The organism is Halorubrum rutilum (assembly GCF_042665015.1).
GTDB classification, from domain to species: Archaea; Halobacteriota; Halobacteria; order Halobacteriales; family Haloferacaceae; genus Halorubrum; species Halorubrum rutilum.
In genome coordinates this window covers 1-15079 of record NZ_JBHTBL010000031.1, presented here as the reverse complement: position 1 = coordinate 15079, position 15079 = coordinate 1, and the positions used below count along the sequence as shown (strand labels likewise).

The window sequence follows — 15079 nt, the reverse complement described above, 5'->3', positions numbered from 1 at the left end:
CGCTGTTCTCGAACAGACTGTGGGTTTACGCACGACGGCAACCGCCACGGCGAACACTTCGAGTGCCAGAAATGCGGGTACGAGGTGAACGCGGATTACAACGCTGCAAAGAATACTGGCGTGCGGTACGCTCGGAAGCGACAACACAAACTCCGCTCCTCGCCCAAGTCGGGGAGCGGAGACGCACCAGTAGACGTGCGTGTGAATGGTGGGACGTTGAACGGCGAGAGTTACCAGCCTCTTGCTGGCGACTGATTGCCGGGAGTCCACATCAAAGCCCTACCCTCAAGGACCGAGGCGCGTAGCGACGAGGGAGTAGGGTAGGGTAGTTTACTGTGTTGAGACCACAAAGCGTTTATCACCCTGCATTAAATGGCGGCTTATGAACCGACGTGAGCTCTTGATGCTTGTTGCGGGGAGCAGTAGCGCATCACTTCTCTCTGTGTCAGGGGCCGCCGCAAACGACGCTGCCGATACGAGTGAGACAGACAGTGCCGCGGAGACGGCAGAGACGGTTGAGCTAACCGTCGAACTGTACTGACCGCTCGCGGCTCGGGCGGCTGCCCGCTGTGAGGTGTATACCTACCTCCGGCGCGATCGGGCGGCTCGAACACCGACGGAGCCACAACGGACACCTACCTGCCAACCAATGCCTGCTACAGACCGCGACACCGTCCAAGATCGGGTTGTCACCTACCTTCTCGACCGCCTTGCTGACGGCACCCCGTTCGTGAAGAGTCGACATGTAGCGGCCGATCTGGATATCTCAGCGAAGCGGGCTGGGCATGTTCTGTCTCGGATCGAGCGCGACGACCCTCGTGTCGAGATGGAGCGCCGCGGTGGCGCCTCCGATGGAACGACGTGGGAACTGGCGCGGACAGAGACATCAGAGGCTTGACCACCTCTCACGACTGACCTCGTGGGCTCGCGTCTGTGTTCGCTGTCGTGGCATCTGTCTGCCTCCTGCTGATCTCCGTGTGGACGACCACCGAGTTTTCCTTGGACGGAATCGAAAAATATTCTATGCCTGAAATTGGACGCAGTTGTAGGGACCATTGGTCCCTGCAGGAGGTGGACAGCTCCCTCCGCCTGTTGGAGCGTCCACCTCTTCTCCCCCCCCCATCCTGCCGTTGTCGGATTCCTCCCACGGCTGAAGCCATGGGCTTCCTCCCTGTTCCTCTGCGAAACCGTGAGCGAGTAGGGTAGTTCACGCGGCTGTGTTGGAGCCAAACTGGGAGAACACATCCAACAGTCCCTCAAAAAACGAAATGAGTTCTTCGAGGACTGGGACTACCTCAACTCCAGGCCCGCTAGAACCCGAAGCGGCAGCGGTACCGGTCAAAACGACCACCGCAGCAACTGCCATGAGCAGCGTGACGATCCGATTCATTGTCTGGCATATGCTAACAGCTGAAATTACATTAATTCACCGGCGAGAGCGACGCTAGCTGCTGATAGCGATCGAGATGTTGCCGTGGGCGAGGTGATCTCCATATTATACTCAGTTGCCAGGACCACGATTCATTTTTGGCATCCTCCTCCGCGTGAACGCGGAGGAATCCTGAGCGTTGGAGATTTCAGGTTTGCAGAACCACCAAGCATCCACCTCGGTGAGAATCCGTGGGGATGCTCATGGACTGTGGCGGGTGGGACTGCTGGGAGTGCCAAGCCCCCGGTACTCCTATCCTCCGTCAATTTCGGACTCCCAGAGTTGTTTTTGCCTCGGGGAGTCCGGCAGACCTCAACGGACTCGGAGTTACTTTTTTCGTGCGTACAGCAGTCAACTCCGGTCGAATCCTGTGAGGATTCGCCGGTTATCGACTGGTTCCGATTATTGTTTGATTGCTTGGGGCGGGCAGGCCGCCATCGTAGGAGTAGGCGGAATCGCTCCGTTCCCAGCCTGATTCCTATCTACAGAGTTGGTTGCCTGCCGCTTGAAACTATTGGGTAGAAATCCCAGCTAGCGGTCGGACGTGGATTGCGTCCGAGTTGTCGGATTCATCCTGCGGCTAAAGCCGCAGGTATTCTCCTCGATTTCGTATAAAACCGCTCTATCAGCCACTTTACCGTCGTCTCGACGCGACCGCTGAGACGATAACGACCGCGACAAGTGCGGTGAGGAATCCAAATCCTGGCGTCGACAGGTCACTCCCCTCTGTCGTTGCTGTCGCGTTTGTCGAACCACCGTCGGCATCCGAGCCGCCAGCTTCAGTAACCGCTGGTGAACTGTTGGTTGACGGCTCTTCGGCGGTCGTCACGGTTGTTTCGGTCTCAGGAGAGGTCGTGTTCGACTGGGTTGTGGCTGCAGTCGAGTGAGTTTCGCTGGTCGTAGTCGACGCCGAGTCTGATGGTACCACCGCAACCTCAACTTGGTCGGTGGTCTCGGTCGTTTCAACCTCCAGAACGTATATGCCCGGTGTCAGCCCACTCGTGTTGAGCGCTGTTGACCACGCTCCGTCAGCGCCCCACTCGTCGGTCGTGTTGCTGGCGATGAACGTGCCATTTTCAGTCCGCAACTCGACGATCACGACGGTGTCATCAGGGGCCAGATTCGTCTCCCCACGGACGGGAGTCGTCTCGTTTGGCCGTATCGTCGCGCTGGTCGTTGGCTGTTCAACAGCGGTCTCGTTGTCAACTGGACCGACAGCCGTGATCGAGATGCTTGCCGGTGCGTGCTCGAACGTATCGGCTGTGGCGACCGGTGTGTCGGCGCCTACAGGCGGTGTTTCTGGCGATGCCGTGAGAAAAACACCACTTCCGGCAAACGCAACGAGGCCGATCAAAATCATCCCGACGATGAATACCGGGGTTAGCTGGGTGACACGCCTGCCGACGCATCCCAGCGGCGCTCGACGTCGCATGGTAACAGGCATTGCGGAATGGTTGTGCTGCCGTGTCATACACGCGTACAGAATCCAATACGCTCGTAGCGGGGAAATGGTTTCGTCGCTCTTTATCACCAACAAGGTGCGTTCGTTATCGACGGGTGTCTCTCAACCCGCTCTCGCCCAGTTGGGGGTGGGACCCTCCAGAGAGGAACTCAGGATTACGCGCTTTCCCAGCGGTTTATCGGGCGGGCTGTGGACGCGAAGCGTCCTAGGGTTGAACACTCCCTGCCACAACCGAGGAACCCGGTCCTGACACCCGCCGCCGGCGGAAGCTGTGAGGTTTCTCCTTGGATGACTGTACTCTCCAGTGCTGCGAGTACGGCAGCCGCCCGCTGGACACAACAGCGTCGGCAAAACATCTATGCTGGTACCTGCCAAAGTTGGAGACAAGTAAACGTCGGAACTTGTGTGTCCCATGCCTGCAGAGCACAACTTTGAATTTGAGACGGACGTCAGACCTGCGCGGGCACGTGCTGAGTCACTTACATGCGACTCGGCTGCATCCACGACTTCCAACACAGAAGCCACAGCAGTTCCCCCAGCGCCACAGCCACCGTCCGGCAAAGGGGTTATTGCGGCGCTTCAAGCGGAATTTGAGGCCACGACAGAGGCGCCGCCGACAGACCAAATAAATCTCCTGCAGCTCGGAAGAGCATTGTACAGCTACGATGTCTGGTCGTGTTCAGCGCTAGTCGAACGCGCTGCTGGTGATCCCAACCCACCGGAGGCGGTTGAGGAGGTGCTGCCGATTGCGCGCCGATTTGTCAGGGGCGAAACACAAAAAACGCCGCACTGACGACGGACGCGGGTCCGTGGGAGACAGAGAGGGGACAGTTGTGACTATCTGGTCAGTCAAGACAACTGTTCGATTATTTACATTTGTCCAGAGTTGCCTGGGAGAACGACGCTAGACGGTCGTGAAACGCCGCACCAACACGGTGCGGCGCGCGACAGCGGGCAGATTCCCCCGCGTTCACGCGGAGGAGGATGTCAATTTTCACACGCTGAGCAACAGCCACGTTGTGGATTCGCAGCGGTATTGTTAATCAGCGGAGGAACGTGCGCTTTATTGGCCAGACTCTGGTTCACCGGCACGACCGCAATGGAGTTCGCTGAATCACACCGACAGGTCGAAACTAGGGGTAACTGGCGCTGCAGTCGCCACCCTGCGAGTCACGTTGATTCTAGCGTGGCTCAACCCTGACGAGGAGGTGGAAGATGTTGGGTGAGCAAGAGTCGGGCAAGCTTGATCAATTAAACCCAAGTTCACGAGCCGCATCCGCCGAAATCGTAATCCCACGCTCTCCGCGTGTGACATTGCCGGAGACGGTATCGCTGATGAGCGTATACAGATCACCGACATATGATGGTGGGCGCTCCTCTTGGATGCGTGTTGTCGCCTTCGTGTCGAAATGCGCACCACGGTGTGCAACGTAGATTTCAACGAACCGACGCTGGACTGACTCGGGGCTTTCCCTGACGACTGCCGGAAGGGCATCAAGAGTTGTCTTTGTGCCCTGTGGGGCACCCATCGCGACGAGACACCGCCCAAGTACCGAGGCGTCCGTTGCTGGGTACAGTTCAGTCGCGCGCGCGCCACTGTCCAGATGCCGGCAGTGTGTATCAACGCCGACCGCGCGAAACGCTGTTTCGATCGCTTCACGATCAATCCGACGCCCAACCGAGATCGCGGGGACAAACGTTTCGTTGATGCTTCCGCCCGCGAGGATGTGGGCGAGCAACTCGACGAGCGCGCCAGCCATCTCACAGTCGGGGTCGAGCCACCCGTTCGCGCTTGCCGTCTCGATCCCACGTACCGGATCGGGCCGTCCGCCATTGAGCCACGGCCGAACCCGACCGGCCGGTAATTCAAGTGCCGTCCCCACAGCCGTCCGGCCAGCGTTGGGATGTTCTGCAGCATACGATTGGACGCGCTGGTAGTCCTCGACCTTCTCCCACGGATCAGGGTAGACGCGGTCGGAGTAGGTCCGCGCTATTGAGCGCGCCGTCGGTTTCATAAATCGTGTGTTAACTGGACGGGGGAATACACTTTGCGGGCACTTATTTTCAAAACCGATATTCGAACCACGAAGTTTATGACTGTACACAGTGAATGTATATTCATACCAGCAAACAGAGCGAGGGTAGGGTGGCTCGACCACCCATCTCGGCTACGCAAGGCAGGATGCCCCTAATAGGCGTCCGTCTTTCAGCGTTCAACTGTAGTCAACCTTCGCATCTGTGTTGTTGGAGACAAAACAAAACTATGAATCTCAAAACAGCGTTTCAGGACAACGAACGGGCCGTCAGCCCCGTTATAGGGGTTATTCTCATGGTCGCAATAACTGTAATTTTAGCGGCTGTGATTGGCACGTTCGTGCTTGGGCTCGGCGACAGCATTGAGTCAGAAGTGAATGCTGGTGTTACAATCAACGGTACCGATGATTCCACTTCCCGGACAGTCACTTACACAGCTCAAGGTACGTCGACAGATCTTGAAGTTAGAGGGGGTGACATTACTGATGGTATATCGCTAGAGACTGTTGGTAACAGTACCACAATTAACTCTGGGGGTTCGTATTCAGCTGTTGCAATTAATGAGGAGAATGGGAGAGAAACAGTGGTGCGGACCTTCGAGGTCGCCGACTCCAGCTAATCTCTCTACAAGTTTCAGATTCGCTTTTTAATTTTTGCAGGCTAAATCCTCGTCCTCAAGGAGCAACGCAACGAGCGAAACGAGTGAGTAGCGCAGTATGGCGGGATACAGCCGTACGCTATTCCGATACAGCCACAGAAACGCAGTACAGCATAACAAGAGAAGGGAGCGTACGATACATTCGTGTCAGCCAAGGATAACGAGTGGTGAGCGATTGACGACCGACTCCACAAGATTAGCCGACAGATTGTCGAGGACGCTAAAGAGCGGAATGCTATCATCATCATCGGGCATCTTGAAGACGTCCAGAATCAGGACAAAAGGTCGGCATCTCTGTGACGAGTGTGGGTTGGACGACAACGATGATAAAACGGTGCGACGAACATTGGAAAAAATGCTCTGTTGAATCCGCAAAAAGCGTCGGGTTCGGGTCATTCTGTACTCGATTAAAACCACTACCGAGAGAATTTGGAGATGGAATCTTGGCGGAGAGAGAAGATCAAGATTTCTAGGTGGATCGATCCAATGTATCAACGACGAAGAGCGAAATAAACGCACCTTCAGAGATCGTAATCTCCGTGCCGTCATCGGATTCAACACCTATGAAAGCCTGCTGGCGCAACAAACCACGTCTGCGATACTATATTTTTCGCCGAGATCGATCCGAGCTTAGTCACGAGAGAGAAACCACACGCAGACACGGAGATGGCTCAGGAACCAGCCGGCAGGCGGTCAGAACGTGAACGCGTTAGCTGTAGCTCACACCCGCTGCGACCGGCCGATGAGGGCCGCCGAGCCGGCGGCCCTCAGGCACTCACCTCTGGTGGATCGTACACCTCCTCACGCTCCAGCATATGGAAGATCGACACGAGCAGTTTTCGCGCTGTTGCGACAATCGCTATCTGATGGTTCTTCCGCTGTTTCAGTCGAGCGTAAAACCGTCCAAGATACGGATCGTTACACCGGTGAACCGCCGTTTGAACACACTGAACGAGGATCCAGCGTAAGTCTCCACTTCCGCGCTTCGAGATCGATCCTTCCGTCCGCGAGTCGCCTGAGTCGCGGACGACCGGATCCCGTCCCGCGTAACTTACCACCTGCTTCGCCTCGTCGAATCGATCGATCTCACCGATCTCCGAGGTGATTAGCAGCGACGAGTAGAAACTCACGCCCGGAATCGTCATCAACAGCTGCGTCTCCTCAAGAGACGCAGCGGTTTCCTCGATCAACGTTTCAAGTTCCTCTATTTGAGCGGTTAGCTCGTCGATGATCGAGAGGAACGACTCCATCAGCTGATCGCCGACCACACCGAGCGAGAAATCCTCGCCGGCGAGGATTTCTCGCCCGTTCACGCTGAATGGATCCCAGTCGTAGGTGATCCCGTGTTTGTCGAGGAGAGAGTGGACTTCGTTTTTGAAGTCCGTACGCTTTTCGACGAGTCTCTTTCGGCCGCGCACAAGTGCGCGGCGCTCTCGGAGCTCTTCGGACGGGACATAACTCTCAGCGATCATGCCGACTCGGCGAAGTTGCGCGAGCAACCTCGCGTCGAGCCGGTCGTTTTTCACCTCAGCATAGCCGATCGCCTTGGTTTGTGTGGGATCTGCGATAACCACGTCGAGGTGTTCGTCGAGGGTGTCGTAGACCGTGTAGTAGTTGCTGGTTGCTTCGAGCGCCGCTTTGGCTCCAGCGTATTCTTCGGCAACGTCGTCGAGATTCGCGTTTGTGACGCGAATCTCTTCGACGACCTCGGCATCGTCGTCCAAAACAGCGACGTGCGACTCATCTTTATGAAGATCGATTCCGAGGTAGTACATGGTTCCTGTGAGGCTGTTTGTGCGTGAAGGGAGCCACACCTATTCGGGCTCGCCGCCCGGATGCTGACGGCATCCGGGCGGCCTCGCATGATAGTGCTTCCTTGGCAGGTAGGCCAATCAGAGCCACGCGTTCTATGACGCTGTTGAATCATCGGCCTTTGACCACCCCAGTACCTCTTCACGCACGCTGGGGACTTAGCAGGCTTTCATCCCATCAGAGCAGACTCGTGTGCCATCCTCGATCTTCACTGCTCGGCACACTGGCCTCACGACACCCAAACTGGCCGTCGAGTTGCCCTTCGCAACACCGAGAAAATCGGAAGTCTCGCCGGCGACAAAGGCTATGACGACCAATCTCTCCGGGACGCCCTCCGATCAGAGGGCGTCCGGCCACTGCTGCGTCACCGGCTGTTTGCTGCGTACGATCACGCCCACAACGCACGGTTGGACAGCGAATTATACGGCCAGCGCTGGATGGCCGAGACCGCCTTTTCGGCCATCAAGCGTCGGTTAGGCCCCGCTGTCCACCCTCGCGCGTGGTACCGCGAGTTCCGCGAGCTCGTGTTGACCGCCACAGTCTACAACCTCGAACAGGCTCTCAAACAGTGATCCCCACGCCATCATCGGATTCAACAAAGCACCTGGAACCAATTTCTTTGCTTTGTTTGGCTGGTTCACAGGCATGTCTGCCGGAACTCTAATCCATTCGGTGATCTTGGATGAGTAAGCAAGAGACGGATGGCCTTGATCGCCATATTGAACTCCGCCTGAGGCCGACCGGATTGTCTGTAGTTCAGTACTTTGATCTGGAAGATGAGACGGAATCCGTTCGGAATCGAGGACGCTGAGATCGGTCATAGCTCACCGTCTTCTCCGCGGTATAAATCAATCAGCTATGTGAACTGAAAGTGAAACTGGTTCAGTTTGCTCAGATTCGTCTCGCTGTTGCTCGATCAGGATCGGGACGCGGTTCCGCGAGAGGACTACAAGTCGGATCGCTTGACTCAGCGTGTGAGCCACGAGACAGCTAAAAATGGAGCCGCAAGCCGCAAACCACAACGAACCCGTGTGAGAGCGGGTGGTTACGACTGGCCGAACGCGTTGACGACCTCACCAAGTTCGGCAGCGCTCAGGTTGCCCTGGCCGAACGCGTTGACGGCGTCACCGAGTTCGCTGGCCGAAACAGTGCCGTCACCATCGTTGTCGAACTCGCCAGCTGCACCGTCGAGCGGCGAGCCCGCGTCTACCGTGACCGACGCGCTGTCGGTCACGGCCTCACCACCAGCGATGTACGGGCCGTCAGCCGAACCGTTCGACGTGACGAAGTCGTACGTTTCGTTGCCGTTGGTGTCGAGGTGCGGCATTGCAACCAGCGTCTGGCTCTCCGTCACGGGCTCGTCGAGCGTGACTGTGATATTCTCAGAGGTACCGTTCTCGAGGTACTCCGAGACGCCGACCACACTGTCGACGGCCGTACCGTAGTCGGGCACGACAGGCGTCGAGTGGATGGCGACGAAACCGCCATCAGGGAGAGTCGCCGAGTCGACGGTCACAGTACTGGAGCCGTTCTCGACCGTCTGGTCATCGAACGTCACCGACGGCCCAGGTTGTTCAACAGATGTCTCGGCCGTTAGATTAACCGTATCGCTTGCAACCACCTGTTGGCTCGAGAGGTTGTAGAGTTGCGCAGCAATTGTTACGTTACCTGATAGGCTACCAGCTGGAATGGTGGTGTTTACGTTACCGGTAACCGGCACCGCATCGTTGAGTACGACCACGGTTCCGTTGTCAGCGGTAGCGTTCACCAGTCTAATTCCAACGTCGTTACTGTCAATTGTTCCCGTAGCGTTGTGGAAGGTTCCGATGGTATATGGAGCAGATGGGGTGTAAGAGGCGTCAGGTGGGGCAATGATGGAGGCAACTGACTGTTCACCTTGAGTAGGTCGGTTGGGAAGATCACGGAGCGTGGGATACGACTCGGTTGTCATCCATATCGCCTCAAAATCAAATCCGTCCATATTCACTTGGGCGGCTTCGCCTTCCATTTCAGCAGTTGTTAGTCCAGTCGCGGAGCCAGCAGAGGTGGGTTGTCCGGTTGCGTCGGTATCCCAGTATGACTTCTCAACCTGCTCGTCATTCTGACCAACAAGTCCACCAACATCGCTATCGCCCTCGACATCACCAACTGCAAATGACTGGTCAACGCTTCCGTTATTATACCCAACCAATCCGCCAGTATTGATGTCCCCAGATACGTCACCCGTCGCGTATGAATTGGTCACTCGTATTTCGAGAGACGGCACAAGATCTCCCACAGGAGCTCCCTCAAAATTCCCTCCGACAAGTCCTCCGATGCTCCCGTTATCTCCGGTGACATCACCCGTGGCGTATGAGTTCCTCACGACTGTTTCAGTATCATTATAATCAAAGTTCACGCCAACTAACCCGCCAACTCGGCTACTACCCGTGACAGTACCTGTTGCGTATGAGTTTACGATGTTCCCTTGATTGTATCCAGTAAGCCCTCCCACACGATTCCCAGATCGAGACTGAGAGCCGTTAATATTAGCCTCAACATCGCCTGTGGCATGAGAGTCAATTATTCTGCCGATATTTCTCCCGGCAAGACCTCCTACGTCGGTATCATCGCCTGTGACCGCTCCTGTTGCGTATGAGCTATCAATCACCGATTCACGTCCATTTGTTCCGACAAGGCCACCGATATCTTGACCCGCACCTGTAACCGTCGTTGTGGCGTATGAATTATTTACCACTGATCCAGGTCTATTTGTTCCAATAAGCCCGCCAACGCGGTCAGTCCCAGACACACTCCCCCTGGCTGTCACATTTTGCACCGTTCCCCCATCGTTCCCTCCGATGAGTGCTCCGACCCGGTCACGTCCGGTGACTGTCACATTGATCAGCGAAACCGCTGTTACGGTAGCCCTGTCAGTTCGGCTGAAAAGTCCAACACCGAACTCATCTGCCCGGTCAATTGTAAGCCCAGTTATATTATATCCGTTTCCGTGTAATGTGCCAGTGAACTCTCCCACTGGGTCAAACCCGCTTCCATTGTTCCATTCTGCCGTGTTTGAAGCGTCAATATCGCTGGTTAATTCATAATAAGCGTCAAGATCATCTTCCATCGCCTGCAGCTCGGAGACGTTAGTAATCTGATACGGATTGGCCTCGGTTCCGTCTCCCTCCAATGCACTCGGGTCTACGTCTGCATGTACTGAGTTTACGGAGTGATCAGCTGCTGCGGCCCCCCCAACTGCAACGTATCCGCCGATCATGGCGGTAATTATGAGAGCGGACCAAATAATCGCACTAGCTTGCTTACGTGTCGTCGTCATTCGTACTCTTAGTGTGAAACTTGTGTGTGATGGTTGAGTTGGCTACTGTCGATACACCGAACCATGTGGGCAACACCATATTCACGTACATTGATGGGTTGACGTATGTGAAACATAAACACGACTGTGCGATATTAATACTGTTGAGGGAACGACACTGCAAGTGATTGTGTCTCTACAGTTGACATCCTCCTCCGCGTAATAGTTCGTCTACGTCACGCTGTATACAGGGCGCGAGTCGGTCAGACAGTACACACGATTCCAGCGAACCAGAGACCGGTATAGCTCAAGGTCAGAACGGACAGGATAATACCGATGATACCGAGGATGCGTGCCTGTTCTTCGCTCATCATAGGAACTGGAACTTCATCGCTCTATTGACGGGCAACAAAAGAACTCACCCTCTGTATCTCGCACGTAGCTTCTATCAGCCCCAAAGGATCTCAACAGAGCCTAATATATCATTTAATACCTCTGTGAGACCACCACATCCGTCGTGGTGAATCGCATGTTCAGTGTCGCCCTGGCTCTTATGTAGAAACGCGGAAAGCCCGTATAATCACACTGAGACGGTTCTAATCTGGCAATATGTCTCCTGCTCAGCCAGCGTTCGGCGGCTGTTTCGGCAGTCGCTCTCGCGGAGTCGTCGTTGGCGGAGATGCCCCCCGTAGCACGGGCCACTGGCCGGGAATGTACAGAAGCGCTCTTCTGTAGGAGATTGTTGATACTGCTGAGCTGCCGCTGTTGAGTCGAAGAGGACAAGGAAACCGCGTCAGCGGTGTCCGACACGAATGATTCCGCTGGATGTGTTTGGGTCGGAATCGGTCGCAGCGGACCTGCTCCAACAGGTTCGCTGGCGTGACGGTGTGACTTGTCCCCGCTGCCGTTCTGACCGAACGGTCAGAAACGGCAGCTATCAGCAGTTTCAGCGGTATCTCTGTAAGGATTGCGACCGCACGTTCAACGATAAGACCGGCACGATCTTCGCTCACTCGAAGATCGCACTCCGCAAATGGTTGTTTTCGATCTACGCGTTTTTGCGGTTTAACACGAGCCTCAGGCAGTTACAGTGCGAAATTGAGATCACCTACAAGACGATCCACAGGCGTGTCGAGCGCTTCGCCGAAGCGCTCGACGCGCCGTCACTCGACCTCGTTGGACCAGTCGAAATTGACGAGTTCTACGTCTCTGCCGGATTGAAAGGCCGCGAGCGCGACCGCTGGTCGCGCTCTCGCGGCCTCTCTCGACGCGGACGCGGAACGTATGATCAAGACAAACCGCCTGTGTTCGTTCTCGTGGATCGTGGCACCGAGCAGCGGTACGTTGTGCCAGCGAAATCCGCAGACGAATCGACGATCCGGCTCCTGCTGGCTGACCGCCAGCAGGAGCCTCTCACCGTCTATACCGACGGATTTTGCGCGTACGATCCGCTTACAGAAGACGCCCAATTCGACCGCGAATACGTCGTTCACGGAGACGGTGAATACGCCGCCGAGACGGTCCACGTGAACACCTGCGAGAGCCACGCGTCGCTGGCGCGACGGTGGCTCTCGCCGCATCGAGGCATCTCAAAAGATCGTCTCACACAGTATTTCCGCGCGTTCCAACTCAGACGAGAACTCTACCGCAAACCCGGACGAGAAGCGCTCAAACACGCCGTCAAAGCCACTCTCTGAAATCAACAATGTGCTACGCAAGAGCGTACAGAAGAGCTATACCTCGGAGGGAGACGATGGTACACGAGCAATGACAGACGGGACAAATCGCCGATCTTTCCTCGCTACAACTGGGACGAGTACCGCTGCAGCCCTCGCCGGCTGCTCTGGAGGGTCGCCGCCCCAAACCGATGACGGTAACGAGACGACAGAGAATGACGACGAGTCCGAGGCAGAAGCGACAGACCCGACGGAAGCGACGCAAGCGACACTGACGCTCCAGGTCCAACCGGATCAAGAGGCACTGACGACCGCTCAAGAGAATCTTCAGGAACAAATCGAGGAGGGGGAACTCACCCGACAAGAGGCGCAAGAAGAGCTTCAGAGCACACAAGCGGAATTGACGGCGGAAGCGGTAAGGGCCTACGAGGAAACCGCGGCGGACGCCGACGGCGTCTCCGTTGAGGACGCGGGACCGGAGTACGGCCTTCTCCGTGTCAACGCGCCTGCTGCGACGTTCGTCAGGGGGCTTCAAGATGGCGATGTGAGCGCGGTCCTGCCCAGTGAGTACTACGATCAGTATATCCAGCAACAGCAGATCCAAGAACAGATCGCCACCCAGCAGGAAGACAACGGTAACACGACCGACGGGTGAGCCGTGGTGTGGCGACGGGTCGTTTGACACTTGTCTTCGGCTCCTAGCCGGGTCGCTCCCGAGTTCTGCTTCCCGCATTGGAGAATGATAGACGAACTCGCCGGGCGACTGCCGCATGAACGTCGTTCACTTCCTTGAAATTCAGATCGGGGGCGCTTCACCAGCGACGAGCGCGACCCCGGCGACGACGCCACCGAGTCCGAACAGGGCTGAGGCTGAGTAGCCGCCTAGACGGTCCACGTTCCTGACCAGCTGATCAGCTGACGCTCGTCGCGGCGTGCCGCGACTCACTGCGCGTGATTCATGGACACCGTGGAGCCGACTACCAAGACGATCTTGAGCCAGTGATTCAGGAGGCTGAAGACCTCTCCCAGCCGCTGGGGGAGGTATGGACCGATAGACTCCAAGCGTACCGAGAGATGGATCGGATCCACCGAACAGTCATCCACAAAGAGAGGTACGTATCGCCCGACGGAGTCCACATCAATCAAGCTGAGTGCCTGTTTTCGATCGTCCAGCCGTGGTTGTGGAAGTTCCGCGGCCTGTCCAAGCAGGGCTTGGAACAGGCTGCTCACACCTTCGGTATCGTTCGATCATTCACTCTTGCCGGCGGATCTGTCGAGACAGCGGTTGAGTGTCTCGTTATCGGGTCTTTCCGCAGTTCTACATAAGAGCGAAATTTGGAATTTGGCGTCATATTGGCAGTATTGTGTTCAAAATCTTATACTACTGATCATCGATCTAGTTGCAGAAGCTCTTGATCGCGTCCAACTCTCCTCCAGTTGTTGGACAGTAACGAGCTACCTACCCAGGTGAGAACCGACCGCGAATCCCATTGAGATTCTCAGTCTGGATCTCTTGTGCCTCGCTCTCCAGTTCTGAGAGCACTGACCGAGCCTCACGAAGGTCTTCAATAAATTGCTGTAGGTCCGATCCAGCATCTGCGAATATCTCGCTGGCCGCTCCAAAGACAGATTCAACCTGACTACTGTAATCTCGAAACTCATTACTGTTGGCTGCTACTGTTCCAGTCGTCTCTGCGAATGAAGAGAGGTTCTGCCGAATAGTGCTCGATTCCGTTTCCAATTCATTAAGATTTTCAATTGAATCCTCAATGTTGGTATCTAACTCGGAGATCTCCTCTGGCGGTCCAGACTCCAGCTGTGTGCGGATGATTTCAAGACTCGCCGAAAGAGTATCGTTCACAGCGGAAAACAGCTGAAGCCAGTATCGGACTTCACGCAGCGACGTATCGACAGCAGTGTCGAAGGTTCGCATAGATGAACTAATACTGGTCGCAATGTCCCACGCGGAAATACCTCCATATTCAGTCTCTTTGAGCTCTGATATCAGCTGACTTATCTCAGAGAGTGACGACTCTACTTCAGATAGCGTTTGCTCTGTCTCCGAGGCTGTTTGCAAAAACGATTCGACCGGTTGTAAATCAGAGTCCTCCACAGACTCAAGAGCTCGAAACCATCCTACGATCCTGCACGCCCTGATTGCGTCAGTTTCTGTGTCGATCTCCTCAGGGGGTAAGCCTGCTTCAGTGATCACTTCAATTTCGGGCTGGGTGAGTGTATTTCGGGTTGCCTCCGGCCATGTTTGTCCCTCGCTGGCTTCAAGTTGAGAGAAACACCCAGCTGTCGTCGAAATGCAAACCACTCCCACTCCCTGTATGATCCGCCGTCTAGGAGGACTTGCGTTCATACTCGGCGGTTTCTACAAACAGAGTAATCAAGTTTACTCGGCGCTGTTGAAATCCTCGATTGGAGAGCAGATTGTATCTTACTAAATTGAGCGCGCTGTTGAATCCGTGGAATGCGTCGGGATCGGGTCTTCCTGTACTCTGTTCAGGACCGCTGCCGAGAGAATTTAGGGAGGAGATCATGACAGAAGGCAAGAATATCGAGATCACTAGGCGGGTTAGTTCAGTTCATTGCGGCAAAAGAAGAAAATAAATTCGCCTCCAGAGATCGTAATCTCGTGCAGTCAGGGATTCAACAGATCAGACGAATTTTATATTAGGTGGGGTGATTAAAATACTCTATTGAA

14 protein-coding genes and 2 pseudogenes are annotated in these 15079 nt (G+C 55.6%); 9 read left to right on the top strand and 7 right to left on the bottom strand.

The features are described 5' to 3' along the window. The 3 genes from ACFQMF_RS15995 to ACFQMF_RS16340 all read left to right on the top strand — a co-directional run. On the top strand, positions 1–255 hold a 255-nt coding region (locus ACFQMF_RS15995; protein ID WP_379792343.1), incomplete at its 5' end, for a zinc ribbon domain-containing protein. A 127-nt stretch (positions 256–382) separates the two neighbouring features. Further along, entirely contained in the window at positions 383–541 is a 159-nt protein-coding gene (locus ACFQMF_RS15990; protein ID WP_256410095.1) for a hypothetical protein, read from the top strand. Positions 542–649: 108 nt separating this feature from the next. Next, positions 650–898 (top strand): DUF7123 family protein, encoded by a 249-nt coding sequence (locus ACFQMF_RS16340; protein WP_425492679.1) that lies wholly within the window; start codon positions 650–652, stop codon positions 896–898. A 309-nt stretch (positions 899–1207) separates the two neighbouring features. On the opposite strand, the gene ACFQMF_RS15985 is transcribed toward ACFQMF_RS16340, so the two are convergent. From ACFQMF_RS15985 to ACFQMF_RS15975, 3 genes are all read right to left on the bottom strand, one after another. After that, positions 1208–1390 carry a hypothetical protein gene (locus tag ACFQMF_RS15985; protein ID WP_256410094.1) on the bottom strand — a complete coding sequence of 61 codons (183 nt, stop codon included), beginning with the start codon at positions 1388–1390 and terminating at the stop codon, positions 1208–1210. 673 nt (positions 1391–2063) lie between these two features. Continuing rightward, complete coding sequence (locus tag ACFQMF_RS15980; protein ID WP_256410092.1) at positions 2064–2873, bottom strand: PGF-CTERM sorting domain-containing protein; 810 nt, start codon at positions 2871–2873, stop codon at positions 2064–2066. Positions 2874–4138: 1265 nt separating this feature from the next. Further along, entirely contained in the window at positions 4139–4906 is a 768-nt protein-coding gene (locus ACFQMF_RS15975) for a hypothetical protein (protein WP_256410091.1), read from the bottom strand. A gap of 248 nt (positions 4907–5154) precedes the next feature. Here ACFQMF_RS15975 and ACFQMF_RS15970 point away from each other — a divergent pair, with 248 nt between their 5' ends. Continuing rightward, complete coding sequence (locus ACFQMF_RS15970; protein WP_256410090.1) at positions 5155–5544, top strand: type IV pilin domain-containing protein; 390 nt, start codon at positions 5155–5157, stop codon at positions 5542–5544. Positions 5545–5757: 213 nt separating this feature from the next. After that, positions 5758–5883, top strand: a complete 126-nt coding sequence (locus tag ACFQMF_RS15965; protein ID WP_379792345.1) for an IS200/IS605 family accessory protein TnpB-related protein — start codon at positions 5758–5760, stop codon at positions 5881–5883. Positions 5884–6350: 467 nt separating this feature from the next. On the opposite strand, the gene ACFQMF_RS15960 is transcribed toward ACFQMF_RS15965, so the two are convergent. Beyond that, positions 6351–7358, bottom strand: coding sequence for an IS110 family RNA-guided transposase (locus ACFQMF_RS15960; RefSeq protein ID WP_256410089.1), 1008 nt, complete (start codon positions 7356–7358; stop codon positions 6351–6353). Between the two features lie 231 nt (positions 7359–7589). On the opposite strand from ACFQMF_RS15960, the pseudogene ACFQMF_RS15955 reads away from it, so the two are divergent. Further along, a pseudogene (locus ACFQMF_RS15955) lies at positions 7590–7967 on the top strand (transposase); the annotation flags it as partial. On the opposite strand, the gene ACFQMF_RS15950 reads toward ACFQMF_RS15955, so the two are convergent. Further along, positions 7869–8216 carry a hypothetical protein gene (locus ACFQMF_RS15950; RefSeq protein WP_256410088.1) on the bottom strand — a complete coding sequence of 116 codons (348 nt, stop codon included), beginning with the start codon at positions 8214–8216 and terminating at the stop codon, positions 7869–7871. The pseudogene ACFQMF_RS15955 and the gene ACFQMF_RS15950 sit on opposite strands and share 99 nt — an antisense overlap. A gap of 224 nt (positions 8217–8440) precedes the next feature. Next, entirely contained in the window at positions 8441–10714 is a 2274-nt protein-coding gene (locus ACFQMF_RS15945; protein WP_256410087.1) for a beta strand repeat-containing protein, read from the bottom strand. A 791-nt stretch (positions 10715–11505) separates the two neighbouring features. Between ACFQMF_RS15945 and ACFQMF_RS15940 the strand changes: the two genes are divergently transcribed. From ACFQMF_RS15940 to ACFQMF_RS15930, 3 genes and pseudogenes are all read left to right on the top strand, one after another. Further along, complete coding sequence (locus tag ACFQMF_RS15940; RefSeq protein ID WP_256410086.1) at positions 11506–12390, top strand: IS1595 family transposase; 885 nt, start codon at positions 11506–11508, stop codon at positions 12388–12390. Positions 12391–12460: 70 nt separating this feature from the next. Further along, positions 12461–13024: a hypothetical protein gene (locus ACFQMF_RS15935; protein WP_256410085.1), complete on the top strand. Its 564-nt coding sequence runs from the start codon at positions 12461–12463 to the stop codon at positions 13022–13024. Between the two features lie 254 nt (positions 13025–13278). Continuing rightward, positions 13279–13695: pseudogene (locus tag ACFQMF_RS15930) on the top strand (IS1595 family transposase); the annotation flags it as partial. Positions 13696–13828: 133 nt separating this feature from the next. Here ACFQMF_RS15930 and ACFQMF_RS15925 read toward each other — a convergent pair. Next, positions 13829–14734, bottom strand: a complete 906-nt coding sequence (locus tag ACFQMF_RS15925; RefSeq protein ID WP_256410084.1) for a hypothetical protein — start codon at positions 14732–14734, stop codon at positions 13829–13831. Between the last annotated feature and the right edge of the window lie 345 nt (positions 14735–15079).

Excerpts from the sequence above, each read along its gene's own strand:
- ACFQMF_RS15990 (WP_256410095.1), top strand. The coding sequence starts at position 383 with ATGAACCGACGTGAGCTCTTGATGCTTGTTGCGGGGAGCAGTAGCGCA.
- ACFQMF_RS16340 (WP_425492679.1), top strand. The coding sequence starts at position 650 with ATGCCTGCTACAGACCGCGACACCGTCCAAGATCGGGTTGTCACCTAC.
- ACFQMF_RS15985 (WP_256410094.1), bottom strand. The coding sequence starts at position 1,390 with ATGAATCGGATCGTCACGCTGCTCATGGCAGTTGCTGCGGTGGTCGTT.
- ACFQMF_RS15980 (WP_256410092.1), bottom strand. The coding sequence starts at position 2,873 with ATGCCTGTTACCATGCGACGTCGAGCGCCGCTGGGATGCGTCGGCAGG.
- ACFQMF_RS15975 (WP_256410091.1), bottom strand. The coding sequence starts at position 4,906 with ATGAAACCGACGGCGCGCTCAATAGCGCGGACCTACTCCGACCGCGTC.
- ACFQMF_RS15970 (WP_256410090.1), top strand. The coding sequence starts at position 5,155 with ATGAATCTCAAAACAGCGTTTCAGGACAACGAACGGGCCGTCAGCCCC.
- ACFQMF_RS15960 (WP_256410089.1), bottom strand. The coding sequence starts at position 7,358 with ATGTACTACCTCGGAATCGATCTTCATAAAGATGAGTCGCACGTCGCT.
- ACFQMF_RS15950 (WP_256410088.1), bottom strand. The coding sequence starts at position 8,216 with ATGACCGATCTCAGCGTCCTCGATTCCGAACGGATTCCGTCTCATCTT.
- ACFQMF_RS15945 (WP_256410087.1), bottom strand. The coding sequence starts at position 10,714 with ATGACGACGACACGTAAGCAAGCTAGTGCGATTATTTGGTCCGCTCTC.
- ACFQMF_RS15940 (WP_256410086.1), top strand. The coding sequence starts at position 11,506 with ATGATTCCGCTGGATGTGTTTGGGTCGGAATCGGTCGCAGCGGACCTG.
- ACFQMF_RS15935 (WP_256410085.1), top strand. The coding sequence starts at position 12,461 with ATGACAGACGGGACAAATCGCCGATCTTTCCTCGCTACAACTGGGACG.
- ACFQMF_RS15925 (WP_256410084.1), bottom strand. The coding sequence starts at position 14,734 with ATGAACGCAAGTCCTCCTAGACGGCGGATCATACAGGGAGTGGGAGTG.